The 16,829-nt window shown below is 65.0% G+C and carries 23 protein-coding genes; 12 read left to right on the forward strand and 11 right to left on the reverse strand.

The window, feature by feature from the left end; translation table 11 throughout:
* Positions 1 to 69: 69 nt before the first annotated feature.
* The 6 genes from U9970_RS09535 to hisF form a co-directional block, all read right to left on the reverse strand.
* On the reverse strand, positions 70 to 264 hold the full coding sequence (locus U9970_RS09535) for a hypothetical protein (RefSeq protein WP_322764032.1): 195 nt from the start codon (positions 262 to 264) through the stop codon (positions 70 to 72).
* Positions 261 to 1,151 (reverse strand): glycine--tRNA ligase subunit alpha, encoded by an 891-nt coding sequence (glyQ, locus tag U9970_RS09540; RefSeq protein ID WP_322764033.1) that lies wholly within the window; start codon positions 1,149 to 1,151, stop codon positions 261 to 263. Before glyQ ends, U9970_RS09535 begins: the two co-directional genes overlap by 4 nt.
* Positions 1,152 to 1,217: 66 nt before the next feature.
* Positions 1,218 to 1,964 (reverse strand): EAL domain-containing protein, encoded by a 747-nt coding sequence (locus U9970_RS09545; protein ID WP_322764034.1) that lies wholly within the window; start codon positions 1,962 to 1,964, stop codon positions 1,218 to 1,220.
* Between the two features lie 72 nt (positions 1,965 to 2,036).
* Positions 2,037 to 2,741, reverse strand: coding sequence for a bifunctional demethylmenaquinone methyltransferase/2-methoxy-6-polyprenyl-1,4-benzoquinol methylase UbiE (ubiE, locus tag U9970_RS09550; RefSeq protein WP_322764035.1), 705 nt, complete (start codon positions 2,739 to 2,741; stop codon positions 2,037 to 2,039).
* A complete protein-coding gene (locus U9970_RS09555) occupies positions 2,728 to 3,012 on the reverse strand; it encodes a hypothetical protein (protein ID WP_322764036.1) in 285 nt (94 codons plus the stop codon). The genes ubiE and U9970_RS09555 overlap by 14 nt, the downstream gene beginning before the upstream one ends.
* A gap of 45 nt (positions 3,013 to 3,057) precedes the next feature.
* A complete protein-coding gene (gene hisF, locus U9970_RS09560) occupies positions 3,058 to 3,843 on the reverse strand; it encodes an imidazole glycerol phosphate synthase subunit HisF (protein WP_322764037.1) in 786 nt (261 codons plus the stop codon).
* 57 nt (positions 3,844 to 3,900) lie between these two features.
* Here hisF and petP point away from each other — a divergent pair, with 57 nt between their 5' ends.
* The 3 genes from petP (at position 3,901) to U9970_RS09575 (ending at position 7,212) form a co-directional block, all read left to right on the forward strand.
* Entirely contained in the window at positions 3,901 to 4,116 is a 216-nt protein-coding gene (gene petP, locus U9970_RS09565) for a cytochrome b6f subunit PetP (RefSeq protein WP_254960053.1), read from the forward strand.
* A gap of 71 nt (positions 4,117 to 4,187) precedes the next feature.
* Positions 4,188 to 5,108, forward strand: coding sequence for a chlorophyll synthase ChlG (gene chlG, locus U9970_RS09570; protein WP_322766097.1), 921 nt, complete (start codon positions 4,188 to 4,190; stop codon positions 5,106 to 5,108).
* Position 5,109: 1 nt separating this feature from the next.
* Positions 5,110 to 7,212, forward strand: coding sequence for a transglycosylase domain-containing protein (locus U9970_RS09575; RefSeq protein WP_407653032.1), 2,103 nt, complete (start codon positions 5,110 to 5,112; stop codon positions 7,210 to 7,212).
* Here the strand turns inward: U9970_RS09575 and U9970_RS09580 are convergent.
* Positions 7,209 to 8,594: a 16S rRNA (cytosine(967)-C(5))-methyltransferase gene (locus U9970_RS09580; RefSeq protein ID WP_407653033.1), complete on the reverse strand. Its 1,386-nt coding sequence runs from the start codon at positions 8,592 to 8,594 to the stop codon at positions 7,209 to 7,211. The genes U9970_RS09575 and U9970_RS09580 overlap by 4 nt on opposite strands.
* Before the next feature lie 100 nt (positions 8,595 to 8,694).
* Complete coding sequence (locus U9970_RS09585; protein WP_322764038.1) at positions 8,695 to 9,015, reverse strand: MGMT family protein; 321 nt, start codon at positions 9,013 to 9,015, stop codon at positions 8,695 to 8,697.
* Between the two features lie 125 nt (positions 9,016 to 9,140).
* Here U9970_RS09585 and U9970_RS09590 point away from each other — a divergent pair, with 125 nt between their 5' ends.
* Together U9970_RS09590 and U9970_RS09595 are read left to right on the forward strand one after the other, a co-directional pair.
* A complete protein-coding gene (locus U9970_RS09590; protein ID WP_407653034.1) occupies positions 9,141 to 9,767 on the forward strand; it encodes an HdeD family acid-resistance protein in 627 nt (208 codons plus the stop codon).
* A 34-nt stretch (positions 9,768 to 9,801) separates the two neighbouring features.
* Positions 9,802 to 10,497, forward strand: coding sequence for a TrmH family RNA methyltransferase (locus tag U9970_RS09595; RefSeq protein ID WP_322764039.1), 696 nt, complete (start codon positions 9,802 to 9,804; stop codon positions 10,495 to 10,497).
* Positions 10,498 to 10,518: 21 nt separating this feature from the next.
* Here U9970_RS09595 and U9970_RS09600 read toward each other — a convergent pair whose 3' ends face one another.
* On the reverse strand, positions 10,519 to 10,731 hold the full coding sequence (locus U9970_RS09600; protein ID WP_322764040.1) for a hypothetical protein: 213 nt from the start codon (positions 10,729 to 10,731) through the stop codon (positions 10,519 to 10,521).
* Positions 10,732 to 10,806: 75 nt separating this feature from the next.
* Here U9970_RS09600 and U9970_RS09605 point away from each other — a divergent pair, with 75 nt between their 5' ends.
* Positions 10,807 to 10,962, forward strand: a complete 156-nt coding sequence (locus U9970_RS09605; RefSeq protein ID WP_322764041.1) for a hypothetical protein — start codon at positions 10,807 to 10,809, stop codon at positions 10,960 to 10,962.
* A 24-nt stretch (positions 10,963 to 10,986) separates the two neighbouring features.
* Complete coding sequence (locus U9970_RS09610) at positions 10,987 to 12,126, forward strand: ATP-binding protein (RefSeq protein ID WP_322764042.1); 1,140 nt, start codon at positions 10,987 to 10,989, stop codon at positions 12,124 to 12,126.
* Positions 12,127 to 12,165: 39 nt separating this feature from the next.
* Here the strand turns inward: U9970_RS09610 and U9970_RS09615 are convergent, their stop codons facing one another.
* Positions 12,166 to 13,029 carry an ABC transporter permease gene (locus tag U9970_RS09615; RefSeq protein ID WP_322764043.1) on the reverse strand — a complete coding sequence of 288 codons (864 nt, stop codon included), beginning with the start codon at positions 13,027 to 13,029 and terminating at the stop codon, positions 12,166 to 12,168.
* A gap of 120 nt (positions 13,030 to 13,149) precedes the next feature.
* On the opposite strand from U9970_RS09615, the gene U9970_RS09620 reads away from it, so the two are divergent.
* The 5 genes from U9970_RS09620 (at position 13,150) to U9970_RS09640 (ending at position 15,449) form a co-directional block, all read left to right on the forward strand.
* Positions 13,150 to 13,374 carry an AbrB/MazE/SpoVT family DNA-binding domain-containing protein gene (locus U9970_RS09620; RefSeq protein WP_106502152.1) on the forward strand — a complete coding sequence of 75 codons (225 nt, stop codon included), beginning with the start codon at positions 13,150 to 13,152 and terminating at the stop codon, positions 13,372 to 13,374.
* A 29-nt stretch (positions 13,375 to 13,403) separates the two neighbouring features.
* Complete coding sequence (locus U9970_RS09625) at positions 13,404 to 13,706, forward strand: type II toxin-antitoxin system PemK/MazF family toxin (protein WP_322764044.1); 303 nt, start codon at positions 13,404 to 13,406, stop codon at positions 13,704 to 13,706.
* Positions 13,707 to 14,101: 395 nt separating this feature from the next.
* The gene (locus U9970_RS09630; RefSeq protein WP_322764045.1) at positions 14,102 to 14,347 is read left to right on the forward strand and encodes a FitA-like ribbon-helix-helix domain-containing protein; all 246 of its coding nucleotides are present in this window, start codon (positions 14,102 to 14,104) and stop codon (positions 14,345 to 14,347) included.
* Positions 14,347 to 14,745: a type II toxin-antitoxin system VapC family toxin gene (locus tag U9970_RS09635; protein ID WP_322764046.1), complete on the forward strand. Its 399-nt coding sequence runs from the start codon at positions 14,347 to 14,349 to the stop codon at positions 14,743 to 14,745. Before U9970_RS09630 ends, U9970_RS09635 begins: the two co-directional genes overlap by 1 nt.
* A gap of 5 nt (positions 14,746 to 14,750) precedes the next feature.
* A complete protein-coding gene (locus U9970_RS09640; protein ID WP_322764047.1) occupies positions 14,751 to 15,449 on the forward strand; it encodes a response regulator transcription factor in 699 nt (232 codons plus the stop codon).
* Here U9970_RS09640 and U9970_RS09645 read toward each other — a convergent pair.
* Positions 15,418 to 16,743 (reverse strand): sensor histidine kinase, encoded by a 1,326-nt coding sequence (locus U9970_RS09645; RefSeq protein ID WP_322764048.1) that lies wholly within the window; start codon positions 16,741 to 16,743, stop codon positions 15,418 to 15,420. The genes U9970_RS09640 and U9970_RS09645 overlap by 32 nt on opposite strands.
* Positions 16,744 to 16,829 lie beyond the last annotated feature (86 nt).

Genomic DNA, 16,829 nt, shown 5'->3' on the forward strand with positions numbered 1-16,829 from the left:
GCCCCACCCCCACAACAGGCCACAGGTCACTCCGCACGAACCCAGCCAGGGTTCCCACACGGGCTGGAGTTAGAGGCGCGGAAGCTGCAGCAGCAGCTCGCAGAGCTCCCGGCTCGGCATCTCCTGGCCCATTAGGGGTGCCACCAGCTTGGCCACCGGGCGCAGCCGGCAGGGCCACACGGCCCGCTCACTCAGGCGCCCCAACTGGAAGCTGCCGCCGGCCAGCACCACCACCAGCAAGCTGCGCTGCAGCAGCTTCTTCACACCACCACGGGGCGCTTGGCCTCACTCAGCAGCGGAAAACCGAGGGCTTCCCGTTCGGCCAGCCAGGCCTCCGCCACCTGACGGGCCAGGGTGCGGATGCGACCGATCGTGGCGGTGCGCTCCGTGACCGAGATCACGCCGCGGGCCTCCAGCAGGTTGAAGGTGTGGCTGCACTTGAGCACGAAATCCAGGGCTGGAGCTGCTAGCTGCTTGGCCACCAGATCGGCCGCCTCCGCCTCATAGATGGCGAACAGCTGCTTGAGCCGCTCGGGGTTGGAGGCTTCGAAGTTGTAGGTGCACTGGCCCTTTTCAAAGGGCAGCCAGATCTCGCCGTAGGAGCGTTCGCCGTTCCAGCTGAGATCCCAGATGCTCTCCACATCCTGGAGATACATGGCCAGGCGCTCGAGGCCGTAGGTGATTTCAATCGACACCGGCCGGCAGTCGAGGCCGCCGCACTGCTGGAAATAGGTGAACTGGGTGACCTCCATGCCATCTAGCCACACCTCCCAGCCCACGCCCCAGGCGCCCAGCGTCGGCGATTCCCAGTTGTCTTCGACGAAGCGGATGTCGTGATCCTTGGCGCGGATGCCCAGGGCTTCCAGCGAGGCCAGATAGGTCTCCTGGATGCCATCGGGGCTGGGCTTGATCAGCACCTGATATTGGAAGTAGTGCTGGGCCCGGTTGGGGTTGTCGCCGTAGCGGCCATCGGTGGGGCGGCGACAGGGTTCGGGGTAGGCCACGGCCCAGGGCTCGGGCCCGATCGCCCGCAGCACCGTGTGGGGGCTCATGGTGCCGGCGCCCTTTTCGGTGTCGTAGGGCTGCAGGAGCAGGCAGCCCTGGTCGGCCCAGAAGCGGTTCAGGGTGCTGATGATGTCCTGGAAATTCACGAAGCCGAGGGCCGGATCATCAGCCCATTGTCGATGGCGGCAGTCCTGAGCGATCCCCCACAGAGCTCAGGAGGCGTTGAGCATGCGGCCTAGCGACTCGGTGACGGCTTCGCTGGGCACGGTGAGATCTTCAAACTGGTCAGCAGGTATGGCCTTGCTCCACAGCCAGCCCTGACCCTGGTTGACGCCGATGCGGCGCAGGAAAGTGGCCTCCGATTCCGTTTCCACGCCCTCGGCGCAGACATCGACATTGATGGCGTGACAACCAGAAACCAGCCATTTGAGGAAGCGCTGGCGGTACGAATCGGCATCGATGCCAGAAACGATCGAACGATCAACCTTCACCTTGCTGAAGTTGAGATTCAGCATGTGAGAGAGGGGCGCATCGCCAGTGCCGAAGTCGTCAACAGCAATGGAATGCAGCGAGGCGAGTTCATTGATAAACGCAGACTCATGATGGCCCGCAACCCCTCGCTCAGTGACCTCCACCACAAGCCGACGACCCACCTTCCGGCGGAGAGCGTCAAGGTCTCCGACCGCAGTGGAGATCGGCCGGAAAAACCTCTTGCCGGATCCGATGTACTGGCAGGAGAGGTTGACAGACAGCCATACGTTTGACTGCATCCGCTCGAGAGCCTGCAGAGCGAAAATGAAAGAGTCCTGGGTGACTGCGATGTTTAGAGACGCTTCCTCCTCTAAGGCCTGGATATCTTCGCTACTAGGAGGGGCGTCGTTGGGGCGCCATAAAACTTCACCCCCGCAGACGCGACCGGAGACCAAATCAATAATGGGTTGGATAAAAAACTTTTCCAAAGCCCTATGGCTATCGCATTTATCCATAAATACTAGGCCAAAGAGCGTTTTTGGGCACGGTATTGACCCAGATCAGGCCACCAGCTCCAGCAAACCCATCAGGCCTCCGGCCAGGGGCCGATGCCTCACTTGGCTGAAGCCCGCCCGCCACGCCAGCTGCTGCTGCTCGGAGCCGGTGGGGAAGCGCTGCAGGCTCTCCTCCAGGTAGGCGTAGTGCTCGGGGATGCCGAACCGCTCGGCGGTGGGCACCACCAACCGGCGTAGATAAAAGCGCTGGAAGCTCGCAACCGCCCCAGAGGGGCGGTTGAAATCAAGCACTGCGGCGCGGCCGCCATCGCGCAAAAGTCGCCGCAACTCCAGCAGGCCTGCCCCTGGATCAGCGAGGTTGCGCAACCCGTAGGCGATCACGGCCCCATCGCAACTAGCGCTCGCCAAACCGGTGGCCAGGGCATCCCCCTGCTGCCAGCTCACCGCTAGCCAGGGCTGGGCGGCGGCCCGCCGGGCCGCGACTGCCAGGGGGGCAGCGGCCGCATCTATGCCGAGCACGCTGCCACCCGGCCGCAGCCGGGAAGCCAGCACTAGGGCCAGATCGCCGGTGCCGCAACAGAGATCTAAAAGATGCTGGCCAGGCTGGGGATGCAACCAAGCAATCGCCTGACGTTTCCAGAGGCGATGCAAGCCAAAACTGAGCAGGTCGTTGAGCTGGTCGTAGCGGGGCGCGATCTGCTCGAACAGCTCCTGAACCGCCTCCGGATCTCCGGGCCTAAAGCTCGCCATCCCAGGGCAACACGATCGAATCGAGGCTGATGCCCGCATCCACAGCAGGCAGCAAGCTGGGGCTGGTGAAGGTGAGCACCATCACGGTGGCCAGGCCAACTGCAGCTGAGCACACCATGCAACCAGCCAGCATCAACGAAAATTCCCTGCGATCACTGGCGGCCTGCATCAGCTGCAGGGCCCACGCAATCAAAGCCACCACAGCCGCCACCATGCCGAGGGCAATTGCGGTAGAGGCGGGAGGCGGCAGTACGGGAAGGGCGGAAAACAAGTGCTGGCCGGGCCAAGTGAAGGTCTTTAAGCAATGTAACGACGCTTAACAACTCGATGCGAGGGGCCGGATCGGCAAACCGCGGCGCAGCAGCTCAATTTTGATCTGCTCAACACTGAGGATGCCATCGTGGAGCAAGGAAGCCAATAGGGCTGCCGAGGCATGGCCACCCGCCGGACCGGGGTCGAGGGCCTCAGCTAGGTGGTCGATGCAGCCGGCACCACCGGAGGCGATCACTGGCACCGGCACCGCATCGGCCACGGCGCGGGTGAGCTCCAGGGCGTAGCCCGCCTGGGTGCCATCACCATCCATGGAGGTGAGCAGGATCTCGCCAGCCCCGAGGGCCACCACCTGCCGGGCCCAGGCCACCGCATCGAGGCCCGTGTTCTCGCGGCCACCTTTGACGTACACATCCCACCCCCCACCAGCTCTGGCCCGGGCATCGATGGCCACCACGATGCATTGGCAGCCAAAGCGCTCGGCGCCCCGGGCCACCAGCTCGGGGTCGCGCACGGCCGATGAGTTGAGGCTCACCTTGTCGGCGCCGGCGCGCAGCAGGGCGGTGATGCCGTCAACGCTGCTGATGCCACCACCCACAGTGAAGGGGATCGTGACCGCCTCAGCGGTGCGTTGCACCAGCTCCACCAGGGTGCCGCGGCCCTGGTGGCTGGCGGCGATGTCGAGGAAAACAAGCTCATCGGCCCCAGCGGCGCTGTAGCGACAGGCCAGCTCCACCGGATCACCGGCATCGCGCAGCCCAACAAAATTCACCCCCTTCACCACCCGGCCGTCGGCCACGTCGAGACAGGGAATGATCCGCTTGGCAACCATGGGCTGGGGCTCCGTTAGGCACTGTTAAGGTTGCGCCACTTTCCAGTCGCGCCGGCCATGTCCCAGGCTGCCACCATCAACATCGGCTCGAAGGTGCGGATCACCCGGGTTCGGGATCGCATCTCCAGTGAGATGGTCGATTCCCTTAAAGCTGATTCCACCGGCACCGTGACCGGCTTCCGCACGGTGGATGGCAAGGGCATCGGCGTGGTGGTGGAGCTAAGCGGTGGTCAAATCGCCTGGTTCTTTGACGACGAACTCACCCTCGCCTGAGGCCTAGGCCGTTGAGCAACAGCCCCAATCCCGAAGCGGCCAGCGGCGGCGGCGCCCGTCAGCTGCTCGGCATGAAGGGTGCCAGCGGCACCAGCAGCATCTGGAAAATCCGGCTGCAGCTGATGAAGCCGGTCACCTGGATACCCCTGATTTGGGGTGTGTTGTGTGGTGCTGCCGCCTCAGGCAATTTCCACTGGACCTTCAGCGAGGTGGGCGCCTCGATCGCCTGCATGCTGATGAGTGGGCCCCTGCTGGCCGGCTACACCCAAACGATCAACGACTACTACGACCGCGAAATCGACGCGATCAACGAGCCCTACCGGCCCATTCCTTCAGGAGCGATTCCTTTGGGCCAGGTGAAGGCCCAGATCTGGATCCTGCTGCTATCAGGGCTTGGAGTGGCCTACGGCCTTGATCTCTGGGCCGCGCACACCACCCCGGTGCTGCTGCTGCTGGCCCTGGGCGGCTCCTTTGTGAGCTTTATCTATTCAGCTCCGCCCCTGAAGCTCAAGCAAAACGGTTGGCTGGGCAACTACGCCCTGGGCGCCAGCTACATCGCCCTGCCCTGGTGGGCCGGCCAGGCTCTTTTTGGCCAGCTCACCTGGACCACTGCCCTGCTCACCCTCGCCTACTCCCTAGCAGGCCTGGGCATCGCCGTGGTCAACGACTTCAAGAGCGTCGAGGGCGACCGGGCCATGGGCCTGCAATCCCTGCCGGTGGCTTTCGGTATCGAGAAAGCCAGCTGGATCAGCGCCGGCATGATCGATGTGTTTCAGCTGGCGATGGTGGCCGTACTGATCGCCATCGGCCAACACTTCGCGGCCGTGTTGTTGGTGCTGCTGATCATTCCCCAGATCACCTTCCAGGACATCTGGCTGCTGCGTGATCCGGTCGCCTTCGATGTCAAATACCAGGCAAGCGCCCAACCCTTCCTGGTGCTGGGCATGCTCGTGACCGCCCTGGCAATTGGGCACAGCTCCCTCGTTAGCTGAGGTGAACCGCCAACGGCCCGCCACCGGCAAAGCTCCCCAGCCCCGCCGCACCAACCTGGTGGGAGTGGGGCTGCTTGCCGCCCTGATTGGTGGCGGCGTTGCCTGCGGCCAGGCGGCGCTAGTGGCGGGCTTTGACAGCCTGCTGCCCGACGCCCGTGGCATCAACCACTTCAACCGCCCAGGCACCCTCACCATCCTCTCGGCCGATGGCCAGGTGGTGCACAAAATCGGGCCGGTAACTCGCGAAAAGCTAACGCCCGAAACGATGCCGCCCTTGGTGCAGCAGGCTTTTATCGCCGCGGAAGACCGGCGCTTTTATCAGCACAACGGCATTGACCCGGTGGGTATCGCCCGGGCCATGGTGCGCAACCTGCGCAAGGGCTCGGTGGAGGAGGGGGCCAGCACGATCACCCAGCAGCTGGCCCGCACCGTATTTCTGAGCCAGGACCGCACCCTGATTCGCAAGCTCAAAGAGGCCGCCCTGGCCGGCAAGCTCGAGCGCCAGCTCAGCAAACCGCAGATCCTCACCGAATACCTCAACGTTGTTTATCTCGGCTCGAGCGCCTACGGCGTTGCCGACGCGGCCTGGGTGTATTTCACAAAAACCCCGGACCAGCTAACCCTCCCGGAAGCCGCCCTGATCGCAGGGCTGCCACCGGCCCCCTCGGTTTATTCACCCCTGGTGAATCCAGACCTGGCCCTAGAGCGGCGGGCCGTGGTGCTGCGCCGCATGGAGGAGGCGGGCTTCATCAGTGTCAGTGAGCAACAGCAGGCTGAAGCGGCACCGCTGCAACTCAAGCCAGCTGAACCCAAATACTGGGACAGCCGAGCCCCCTACTTCAGCGGTTGGGTGCAGCAGGAACTACCCAAGGTGCTCAGCCCCGAGCAGCTCGAGGTGGGTGGTTTGACAGTGCGCAGCAGCGTCAATTTGGCCTGGCAGGAGAAGGCCCAGTCGGCCGTGAACAGATATGCCAGCGGCAGCATGCAGGGCGCTCTGGTGGCGATGGAGCCAGGAACCGGCCTAGTGCGGGCGATGGTGGGCGGCACCGACTTCAAGGACAGCCAGTTCAATCGGGCAGCCCAGGCCCTGCGCTCGCCCGGCTCCACCTTCAAGTTGTTTGTTTATCTCACGGCCCTGCAGCAGGGAATGCTGCCGGAGCGGCTATTCCGCGATTCGGCCCGCTGCTTTGCTGGCTATTGCCCCAAGAATTTCGGCAACCGTTACTTCGGCTCGGTGTCGATGGTGATGGCGCTGCAAAACTCGCTCAACACGGTGGCGGTGGGGCTGCTCAAAGAGCTGGGCTTCGACAAGGTGATCGAAACGGCCAAGAGCCTCGGCATCACCCGAGAGCTGGGGCGCTTCTACCCCCTCGCCCTCGGCGCCACCGAGCAAACCGTGGTGGACATGACCGCCGCCTACGCCGCCATCAATAACGGTGGCATCTACGTGAAACCAACACCATTTGAGGAGATCCTCGGCCCCGATGGCGAGCTGCTGTGGAGCCGCCGGGTGGATGGTGATCAAGGGCGCCGGGCCGTCAATAGCGACATCGCGGCCCTGATGCTGTGGATGCTGGAGCGGGCGGTGCGGTCGGGCACGGGCGGCGGCGCGGCCCTGCCGGACCGGCCCGTGGCCGGCAAGACGGGCACCTCAGAGGGGGGGCGCGACCTGTGGTTTATCGGCTCGATTCCCCAGCTCACCACCGGGGTGTGGCTGGGCTACGACGACAGCCGCACCACCAAGAGCACCAGCGTGGTGGCCACCTACGCCTGGCGGGCTTTTATGGCGCCGATCAGCAAGGACCTGCCAGTGCGCCAGTTTCCGCCCAAGCCGCAGCTAGCGGACACCTACCGGCTCGATAAAAAGCCAGCTGAGCGCCGCCGTGAACCGGCAGCCAGCCCCGAAAGCTTGGGCGAGCCGGCACCCCAGCCGTTGGAGGAGCTAGATCCCACCCCCAGCCTCAACGAGCAGCCCAACGCCCCAGCCGCAGCCCAGCCCCAAACACCAAGCACCCCTGCTGCCCCCAGCCCGGCACCGGCCCCACCGCCGCCGCCGCTGGAAGCTCCGCCACCCCCGGTGGTGGCGCCACCACCATCCCCTTAAGCCTGCAGCAGGGCGGCAAAAAAGCCGTCGCCACCGCTGGCGGCTGGCCAGCGCTGCCAGCTCTGCTGCAGCTGCCAGCCGGGGTGATCGGCAAGGAAGCCAGCTAGCAACTCGCCGTTTTCAGCCGGATGCACGGTGCAGGTGGCATACACCAGCTGGCCGCCCGGCTTGAGCAGGGGCAGCAGGGACTCCAGCAGGGCCCGCTGCAGGGGCACCAACTCTGTGACTGTTTCAGGGCTGATCCGCCAGCGGGCATCGGCATGGCGGGCCAGGGTGCCGAGGCCCGAGCAGGGGGCATCCAGCAGGATGCGATCAAACCAGCCAAGCCACTCGGGCTTTTCAGCCGCCAGGGCGGTGGCATCGGCGGCCAGGGTGTGGATGCACTGCAGGCCAAGGCGGGCGGCATTGACGCCCACCCGGCGCAGGCGCCCCTCGGAGCGATCCACTGCCCACACCTCACCCTCGTTGCCCATGAGCTCAGCGAGATGGGTGCTCTTGCCACCCGGGGCGGCGCAGGCATCGAGGATCCGCTCGCCGGGCTGGGGATCGAGCAGCAGACCCACCGCCTGGGCAGTGCGATCTTGCACGCACCAGTGGCCCTCGGCGTAGCCGGGCAGGGCGCGCAACTCGCCGCTGCGGCCCAACAGCGTGAGGCCCCCGGGCAGATCCGGCAGGGGGGCCGCCTCGATCCCGGCGGCAGTGAAGGCCGCCAAAGCACCAGCAGGCGTGGTGCGCAGCAGGTTGAGGCGCAGGTCGAGGGCGGGGGGTTGGTTGCAGGCCAGACCGAAGGCCTCGGGATCAGGCCACTGCAAAGCAAGCTCAGCGAGCCAGGCGGGCAGGGAATGGCGCAGGCCATAGCTGGCCGCGGGGTCGCTGGGCAGGGGGCCCAGACCATCCCAGGGCTCAGGCCCGGCCTCCGAGCGCCGGCGCCCGCAGGCCCGCAGCAGGCCATTGGCCACCGGCGCCAGCCGGCCGAGTCCGCCCCGTTTCGCCAGCTCCACGGTGGTGCTCACCGCCGCAGAGGCAGGCACCCGGCTGCTGAACAGCAGCTGGTAGAGGCCCAGGTGCAGCAGCCAGCGCAACTTGGGCGGCTGGCGGGCGGCGGGCACCTTGCCGAGGGCATCAAGCCAGGCATCGAGCAAGCGCCGCTGGCGGATGGCGCCGTAGGCAAGTTCGGTGGCTAGGGCCCGGTCGGCGCCCTCAAGGGGATGGCGCTGCAGCTCCCGCTCGAGCGCCAGATCGGCGTAGGCACCAGCGCCCACAGCCAGCAACACCTGCCAGGCGAGCTGGCGCGGCGCCAGGCCAATCGCGGGGGTTTCGGTTGGGGTTTCGGCGGGGGGGGCGGGTGCCAGGGAGTGGGGCGGGGGAGGGCAAGGCTCCACAACTAGCGCAGGGGGGAGCGGCGGCGGAGGTGGATGTTTTTTGCTAGTTAGCTAAGGAGGACTAATTGATAAACACACCATCTCCATCCCCAGCTCCAGCTCAAGCCCGCCAACGGTGCTGGGCCAGGGGCAACTGGCCCGCTGCATCCACGGGGATGCCTTCAGCGAGCAGCAGCTCACGCTGAATCCAGTCACTGCCTTCGCGGCTGGGGTTGAAGCTGATCTGGCCTTTGGCATTAACAACTCGCTGCCACGGGATCTCCGACGGCAGGGGCAGGCGGCGCAGGGCCCAACCCACCTGGCGCGCCGCACCCCAGACGCCGATCAGCTCGGCGATCTGGCCGTAGGTAGCCAGCTGGCCGCGGGGGATGCGGGCCACGGCGGCGTAGACCTGCTGGTCGAAGGCGTTTGGGCTTGGCATCGGCAGGACTGTGCCATCTCCTGGACTCTGTCATCTCCTGGAAGGCATGATCACGGTGCATGACCGGCAGGGCTTTCTTGGCATAGCCCTGCTTACGGTTGATGTCTAACTTTCACTACGTCTCCATGCCCTCCGGCGCGACCTTCAACACACCAGACGATGAATCTGGCGCCGGTCCCCAGGGGCGAAGGGCGGAGGAGGAGGGCAGGTTGCGGGGCCTGACCCAGGCCGAAGGAATCGTCATGATCGTTCTGGGCCTCCTGGCCCTCGGCTTTCCCGTGGTGGCCTCCGCCTCGGTGACGTTGATGGTGGCGATTGCCTTCCTAGTGAGCGGCATCGTGGGCTGGATCGACAACATCTCACGGGCGAAGCGCCTCGGACGCTGGCACTGTTTCTGGCGGCTGGTGGTCTCAACCCTGTTCCTGGTCACGGGGCTCTGGATGCTCCTGCAATTCAAGGCGGGCATCGTGCCGGCGGCCTTCCAGGTGAAAGCCCTGGCCACGGCCATAGGCATCGTGTTCCTAGCCGAGGGAGTAGTGACTGCAATCCTCTCGCTCAGCCATCGCTCCACCAAGGGATGGGTTTGGGGGCTGGCCAACGGCATCGTCACCCTTGTACTGGGTTTCCTGATCCTCTCGATGAGTCCGGCCGGGCTGCTCTCCGTGATCGGGACCCTGGTGGGCATCAGCTTTGTGTTCAGCGGGTTCGATTTGCTCGCCTTCAGCAGCCGCTTCCATCCTCGTGTCGAGTGAATTGCGGCCATGAATCCGCAGCTCACCTGACGCCATGCCCCTGCTGCCCCGCCGCTTTGAGCGGCTCAAGGCCGTGCTCGATCGCCGCATGGGTGATCTCACCGTGGTGCTCGAGCACGTGGATAAGCCCCACAACCTTTCGGCGATCCTGCGCAGCTGCGATGCGGTGGGGGTGCTGGAGGCCCATGTGGTGAGCCTGGCGGGCCGCACGCCCACCTTCAATTGCACCTCTAAGGGCAGCGAAAAGTGGGTGCCGCTGCATCGTCACAGCGACGGCGACAGCGTGGCCCTGCTGCGCCAACTCAAGGACCAGGGCTTTCGGCTCTATGGCACCCACCTGTCGGTGGAAGCGGTGGACTACCGCCAGTGCGACTTCACCGGCCCAAGCGCCCTGGTGCTGGGGGCGGAGAAGTGGGGTTTAAGCGCTGAAGCGGCGGCATTGGTAGATCAGCCGATCGTGATCCCGATGCACGGCATGGTGCAGTCGCTGAATGTGAGCGTGGCCTGCGCCACCTTGCTGTTTGAGGCGCTGCGTCAGCGGCAGGTGGCCGGGGTGCTGCCACTCCACGGCGAAGGGGTGACGGACGGGCGCTACGACACCCTGCTGTTTGAGTGGGCCTATCCGGAGGTGGCTGCCTGGTGCCAGCGCGAAGGCCGCCCCTATCCAAGCCTTGATGCCGAGGGGGCCATCAGCGAAACCCTGCCCCGCACGATCAAGCTCAGGCACTGAAGCTGCGCTACTGATGCTGGGTTACTGATATCTGCGGGCACTGGGCAGCCACAGGGCCAGGCCGAGGCCCAGCAGCTCAAGGAAAATCTGGCGGCCGCCGAGCAGCACCACCGCCGTGGCAACGGCAGCGAGAAACTTCTGGAACAGGCTCCAAACGTCGTCGGCGTTGGCAATGCCGCTGCACCAAAGGGCCACCGCGGCAGAGAGCAGGAGCAGATCCAACCACCAGGGCATGACTATCCACAGGGTGACGGGGGTGCTTCCATTGTGGGCTTCTTCTCGTAGGCCGTGTCCACTAGACCTGCCAACTTGCAGATTCCGGCTTCGATCGGGGAGGTGGTCGACAAGATCACGATCCTGGAGCCCAAGGCCGCGCGGCTCAGCGGCGAGCGGCAGATCAACGCCAAGCCCGGGAGCATCAAGAAACAAGCGAACAAACGCCTAGATCCCGTGCAAAATGGCTAACAAAACTCCATTTTGGCTGCGGATATGGCGGCAGTGCGGCGATTTTTGCAGCCACCCCCTGGCAGCTTCTTCCTGTTTGGCCCCCGCGGCACTGGCAAGTCGACCTGGCTGGCACAGGTGTTTCCCGAAGCCCTGCGGCTGGATCTGCTGGCACCGGATGTACTGAGGGCCTACCAGGCCCGGCCGGAGCGGCTGTCGGAATTCGTTGCTGCCGCTGGCAAGACAGCGCACACGGTGGTGATCGACGAAATCCAGAAGGCCCCCCAGTTGCTCGACGTGGTGCATGCCCTGGTGGAGCAGCGGCGTGATCTGCGATTTGTGCTCACTGGTTCAAGTGCTCGCAAGCTGCGCCACGGGGCTGCCAACCTGCTCGGCGGGCGGCTGGTGGCAGTGCACATGGGGCCCTTCATGGCTGCTGAGCTCGGCGAGGATTTTGATCTGATGCGGGCCCAGACCAACGGACTAGTGCCCCTCGTATGGCAGGCAGTGGACCCCCAGGCCACCCTGGCGGCCTATGCCTTGCTGTATCTGCAGGAAGAGGTGCAGGCAGAAGCCCTGGTGCGTCAGATCGGCGATTTCGCAAGGTTTTTAGAAGTGATCAGCTTTTCGCAGGGCTCATTACTAAACCTGGCAAACCTGGCCCGGGAAGCCGAGATACCCCGCAAAAGGGCTGAAAGCTATCTGGGAATTCTTGAGGATCTGTTGATCAGCTTTCGGCTGCCGGTGTTTCAACGGCGGGCCCAGCGGCAGCTGGTGCAGCACCAGAAGTTTTTCTGCTTCGATGCCGGAGTTTTTCGCTCCCTCAGGCCCCGCGGCCCGCTTGATGCACCGGAAGAGATTGGCGGCATCGCTCTGGAATCCCTGGTGGCACAGCACCTGCGGGCGCTCTGCCAGCTGCGAGCAGGAGGGGCCCAACTCAGCTTCTGGCGCACCCGATCTGGATTGGAGGTGGATTTCGTCGTGTATGGCCCAGATCTGTTTATGGCCATCGAGGTGAAACACAGCAGGCGCATCGATCGGAGCGACCTCAAGGCGCTGCGGGCCTTCGGCGAGGACTACCCGGAGGCAGAGCGCTTGCTGCTCTCCTTTTGCCCAGAACCGCTGCTGATCGATGGCATCCGCTGTGAACCGCTGGAAGCCTGGCTGAGGCAGCTGCGCCCCTGAAGGAGAAAGGCTTCTGCTCTGGGCTTCAGGATCTGGACTTCAAGAACCAGTCCGCTGAGCGCTGCCACCGCTGAGCCAGGTCTCGAGGCCTTCACCTAAAAACGACAGCCCCAGCACCAGCACAAACATGGCCAGGCCCGGGTAGAGGGCGGTCCACCAGATGCCGGTGGGCACGGCGGTGAGGGCCTGCTGCAGGTCGCCGCCCCATTCGGGGATGGTTTCAGGCAGGCCCAGGCCAAGAAAGCCGAGGCCACCGAGCACCAGCACGGCATCGGCGGCGTTGAGGGTGAGCAGCACCGGCACCGAGGTGATCACGTTGCGCAGCAGGTAGCGGCGCAGGATCCAGATCGGGCCGGCGCCAAGCGACTGGGCCGCCTCCACAAACAACTCGGCCTTCACCTGGGCGGTTTGGTTGCGCACCACCCGGAAGTATTGGGGGATGTAGACGACGCAAAGGGCGGCGGCAGCATTGGGCAAGCCCCGGCCCAGCAGGAAGGCCAGCACCACCGAGAGCAGCAGCACCGGCAGGGTGTAGAGGGTGTCCATCAGCAGCACCAGCACCCGATCCACCCAGCCGCCCAGGTAGCCGCTCACCATGCCCAGCGGCACACCGGTCAGCAGGGCGATCACCAGGGCCAGCAGCACCACCTGCAGGGCCACGCCACTGCCGGCGAGGGTGCGCACGCACACATCGCGCCCCAAACGATCGGTGCCGCACCAGTGGCTCAGGGAGGGCTGGGCATAGATCGGATTTTGCAAGCCGGCGTTGGGATCGCTCAGCCAGCCGGCATGCACCAGCAGGGGCGTGAGCAGGGCCACCAGGGCGTAGGCCACCACGATCACCAAACCCCAGCGGGCCATGCGGACCGAGAGGCTGGGGGCGCGGCGTAACGACAGGAGCATGGCGCGACCTTACGCAGCTAGGGCGCGGGCTGCAACAGGTCGATCCACCAACAAGGCTTCCTTACCGTAAGGAGAGCTTCGCGCTAAGATAAATACCGGAACAAAACGGTGCCAAGCGCCATGGAAGTGGCAACCCTGACGGCCAAGGGGCAAGTGACCGTACCCAAGGCGGTGCGTGAAGCATTGGGGCTACGGCAGGGGGATCAACTCAGCTGGGAGATGGAGGATGGCTCGGTCCGCGTGCGGGCAATTGCTCCGCTCGATCTGGCATACCTACGAAGCCTCGATGCCAGCCTGCAGGAGTGGAGCAGCCCAGCGGATGAGGAAGCCTTCGCAGGGCTATGAAGCCGTTTGAACGTCATTCACTGGTTCTGGTGCCGTTCCCCTTCACGGATCGCGCCACCCAGAAGCGGCGCCCGGCGGTGGTGCTGTCGTCACCCGACTTCCAGCGCGCCTCAGGCCATGTGCTGCTGGCAATGGTGACGTCGGCCAAGCAATCCGCGTGGCCCCTGGATTGGAGGATCCAACACCACCAGGATGCAGGCCTGACCCAGCCCTGCCTGGTGCGCTTCAAGGTTTTCACGCTGGATGAACGCCTGATCCTGAAGACCCTGGGACACCTGGCCCCACCCGATCGCGATGGGGTCGCAGCCCAGCTGCACCAACTGGTGGACTAAGAACGACGCTAACGATTGCGGCTAGCGTTGAATTCAGACTTGTTCCCAGCAGCGTGATAAGCCAGCTGCAACGCAATGGGTTTCCGCTGCTGCCTCTGCAACCAAGCGGAGGTCCCGTGGATCTTGAGCTCGTCAACAGCCTGCGGGAGGACGGCGGGCAAGGCGCTCTCGAACTGATTGCCACGGAAACCGCAGGCTCGTAGCCACCAATCCTGCCAATCGTTCGATCCCATCGCAGCATTGTCAGGATTTGGCGCCAGGATTGGCAGGCAACGGCCCTGTGCCGGCACCTGTTTCCGGAGCACCACTACGTGACGCTCGACCTGCCCAGCGGCTGAGCGCATGCATAACGCATGCACTCGCCCTACAGTGGTGCAAAGCACTAGTTAGCGCCGATGCCGTCGCTCCAGATTCGCGACCTGCCCGAACCGCTGCATCAGCTATTGCAACGGCGTGCCCGGGCCCACAAACGCAGCCTCAGCCAGCAGGCCTTGGCCGACCTGGAAACCCTGGCGGGCGGCGATCCCAGACTGCGGCGTCAACAGGCCCTGGAACGAATCGAACAGCGCTGGTCGCACAGCCCTCCCCTTAAGTGGCCCCAGTCGCCGGAAGATCTGATCCGGGCCGACCGGGAGCGCTAATGGCCGCCATGCCGACTTGCGTGCTGGATGCCTCTGCGGCGATCCGGGTGATAATAGGCGATCCGGTGGCATCCCAATGGCGGGATCAACTCAAAAAGGCCCCGCTGGTTCTGGCTCCGGAGTTGATGTTGAGCGAAGTGGCCAACACCCTCTGGAAACTGCAACGCGGCGGCAACCTCAACGGGCTTGATCCTCAAACGCTGCTGGCGGATGCCCGCGATCTGGTGGATCAAATCGAACCGAATCGCCACCTACAGGTGGAGGCCCTGGCCCTCGCCTGCCATCTCGATCATCCTGTATACGACTGCCTGTACCTTGCCCTGGCTAGGCGAGAAGCCGCCCAGCTGTTAACGGCGGATCAGCGCCTTGAGAAACTTGCCTCCAAGGTGCTGCCGTGAAACCCATGCCCAGTGCCCGCCTGCTGATCGTCGACGACGACCCGGAGCTGCGCTACTTCCTGCGCACCGAGCTGGAAATCGAGGGCTACACCTGCGCCGAGGCGGCCAGCGGCCAGCAGGCGCTGATGCAGCTGCGGGAGAGCCCCTGGGACCTGCTGCTGCTGGATTGGACCCTGCCGGATTTCAGCGGTGTGGAGATCTGCCGGCGCTTGCGGGGCAGCGACGACCAGACCCCGGTGCTGATGCTCACCGCCCGCGATGACGTGCGCGAACGGGTGGAAGCGCTGGATGCGGGCGCCGACGACTACCTCACCAAACCCTTTTCAATCGAGGAGCTGCTGGCCCGGGTGAGGGCCAGGCTGCGCAACGCCAGCAAAGCCAGCAGCGAGCCTGAAACACTGCAGCTGGCTGATCTGCAACTCACTGCAGCCAGCCGGGAGGTGAGCCGCGGCGGCGAAAGCATCAGCCTCACCGGCCGGGAATTTGAGCTGCTGCACCTATTACTGCGCCAGCCCAACCAGGTGCATGGCCGTGAAGCGATCCTCAACGCGGTGTGGGGCGAGCAGTGGGTAGGCGACGACAACGTGATTGATGTGTATATCCGGGCGCTGCGCCGCAAGCTGGAGCGAGAAGGCCGGCCAACCCTGATTCAGACCGTCCGCGGCGTGGGCTTCATGCTGAAGGAGGCACCTCCAAAGGCCTGATCATGGGCAGGTGCAGCTGGAAATCAGCGCCACCACCGGGGGCCTCAGCCACCTGCACCGAGCCACCCATCGCCTCCATCAGCAGCCGCACCACGGACAGGCCGATGCCACTGCCGCGGCTATTGGCGTTGATGGCGGCGCTGCCGCGGGAAAAGCGCTCAAAGATCGTTTCCCGTTCATGCGATGCCACACCAGGGCCCTGATCGCGCACATGCAGTACCAGGCCCTCCGGCAGGCAATCGGCAGCAAGGGTGACCGGCAGCGGCGCGAGGCTGTAACGAAGAGCATTTTCGATCAGGGCGGCCAGGCATTGCTGCAACCGGTCGGGATCGCCGATTGCCACCGGCAGCTCGGCGGCTGGGGTGTCCAGATGCAGTCGCCAGCCACTGCTGGGGGCCAGCCGTTCGTAGGCCTGCACCAGGGCCTCATCGGCCAGGATCGGCAGGCGCCGCAACTGCAAGCGGCCGGAATCTTGGCGGGCCAAATCGAGCAGATCGCTCACCAGGCTGCCCATGCGCAGGGCCTCCTGCTGGATCAGGCGCAGCGAGGGCGCTGTGGCCTCAAGACCCGGCTGGCGCAGCAGCCGCTGGGCGTGGCCGGAGATCAGGGTGATCGGCGTGCGCAGCTCATGGGCCACGCCATCCACGAAGGAGCGCTGCCGCTCCCAGGACGCCCGCAAGCGCTCCTGCAGGTCATTGAAGGCCTCGGCGATGGGCTGCAGCTCCTCTGGCTGCTCAGCCACGGGGATCTGATTGGAGGGCAGGGGCGGCGCCTGGGTGGCGGCGAGCTGGGCGGTGAATTCCTGCAGGGGCTGCACCAGGCCACGCTGCAGCACCAGGCGCAGCAGCCCACTGGTAAACAAGCTTGACAAGCCGGCAGCAATCACCAGCAGCCAAAGAGCCAGCCACTCCTGCTGCACGGAGGCCGTCACGTTTTGCTCCACCTGCAGGGTGGCGCTGCTGCCATCTGCCACTTCCAGCGGCTGCCGGCTCACCAGCCACTCCTGGCCGCCGCGGCTTTGCAGGGCAGCCGTGCTGGCGGCCTGCAAAGGCACAAGCATTAACTGCAGGCGCAGGCCTGGCAGCAGCGCAGCATTAAGCAGGGGCTGCAACTGGGAACGCTCGCTGGCCCTGCTGCCGAGCTCGGCAACCAGCTGCTCAGCCAGCTGAAGATGGGCGGCTGTGCGCTGCTGGAACGCGATCTGCTGGTTAAACAGCAGCAGCAGGCTGTAGCCAGCTACCACCGCCAGCAGGGAGGTGCTCTGCAACCAGATGCGCAGCGGTGAGATCCGCAACGGTCAGCTCTTCAGGGGATTCTCAGATTCTGCTCAGCTTCCTTTGGTTGGTGGTGGCGGCCAAGGGAGCAATACTTGCCAAAGCA

It is taken from the genome of Cyanobium usitatum str. Tous (genome assembly GCF_963920485.1).
In the GTDB taxonomy this organism is placed as follows: domain Bacteria; phylum Cyanobacteriota; class Cyanobacteriia; order PCC-6307; family Cyanobiaceae; genus Cyanobium_A; species Cyanobium_A usitatum_A.

Excerpts from the sequence above, each read along its gene's own strand:
- ubiE (WP_322764035.1), bottom strand. The coding sequence starts at position 2,741 with ATGGCGAGCTTTAGGCCCGGAGATCCGGAGGCGGTTCAGGAGCTGTTC.
- hisF (WP_322764037.1), bottom strand. The coding sequence starts at position 3,843 with ATGGTTGCCAAGCGGATCATTCCCTGTCTCGACGTGGCCGACGGCCGG.
- petP (WP_254960053.1), top strand. The coding sequence starts at position 3,901 with ATGTCCCAGGCTGCCACCATCAACATCGGCTCGAAGGTGCGGATCACC.
- chlG (WP_322766097.1), top strand. The coding sequence starts at position 4,188 with ATGAAGGGTGCCAGCGGCACCAGCAGCATCTGGAAAATCCGGCTGCAG.
- U9970_RS09585 (WP_322764038.1), bottom strand. The coding sequence starts at position 9,015 with ATGCCAAGCCCAAACGCCTTCGACCAGCAGGTCTACGCCGCCGTGGCC.
- U9970_RS09590 (WP_407653034.1), top strand. The coding sequence starts at position 9,141 with ATGCCCTCCGGCGCGACCTTCAACACACCAGACGATGAATCTGGCGCC.
- U9970_RS09595 (WP_322764039.1), top strand. The coding sequence starts at position 9,802 with ATGCCCCTGCTGCCCCGCCGCTTTGAGCGGCTCAAGGCCGTGCTCGAT.
- U9970_RS09600 (WP_322764040.1), bottom strand. The coding sequence starts at position 10,731 with ATGCCCTGGTGGTTGGATCTGCTCCTGCTCTCTGCCGCGGTGGCCCTT.
- U9970_RS09610 (WP_322764042.1), top strand. The coding sequence starts at position 10,987 with ATGGCGGCAGTGCGGCGATTTTTGCAGCCACCCCCTGGCAGCTTCTTC.
- U9970_RS09615 (WP_322764043.1), bottom strand. The coding sequence starts at position 13,029 with ATGCTCCTGTCGTTACGCCGCGCCCCCAGCCTCTCGGTCCGCATGGCC.
- U9970_RS09620 (WP_106502152.1), top strand. The coding sequence starts at position 13,150 with ATGGAAGTGGCAACCCTGACGGCCAAGGGGCAAGTGACCGTACCCAAG.
- U9970_RS09630 (WP_322764045.1), top strand. The coding sequence starts at position 14,102 with ATGCCGTCGCTCCAGATTCGCGACCTGCCCGAACCGCTGCATCAGCTA.
- U9970_RS09635 (WP_322764046.1), top strand. The coding sequence starts at position 14,347 with ATGGCCGCCATGCCGACTTGCGTGCTGGATGCCTCTGCGGCGATCCGG.
- U9970_RS09640 (WP_322764047.1), top strand. The coding sequence starts at position 14,751 with ATGCCCAGTGCCCGCCTGCTGATCGTCGACGACGACCCGGAGCTGCGC.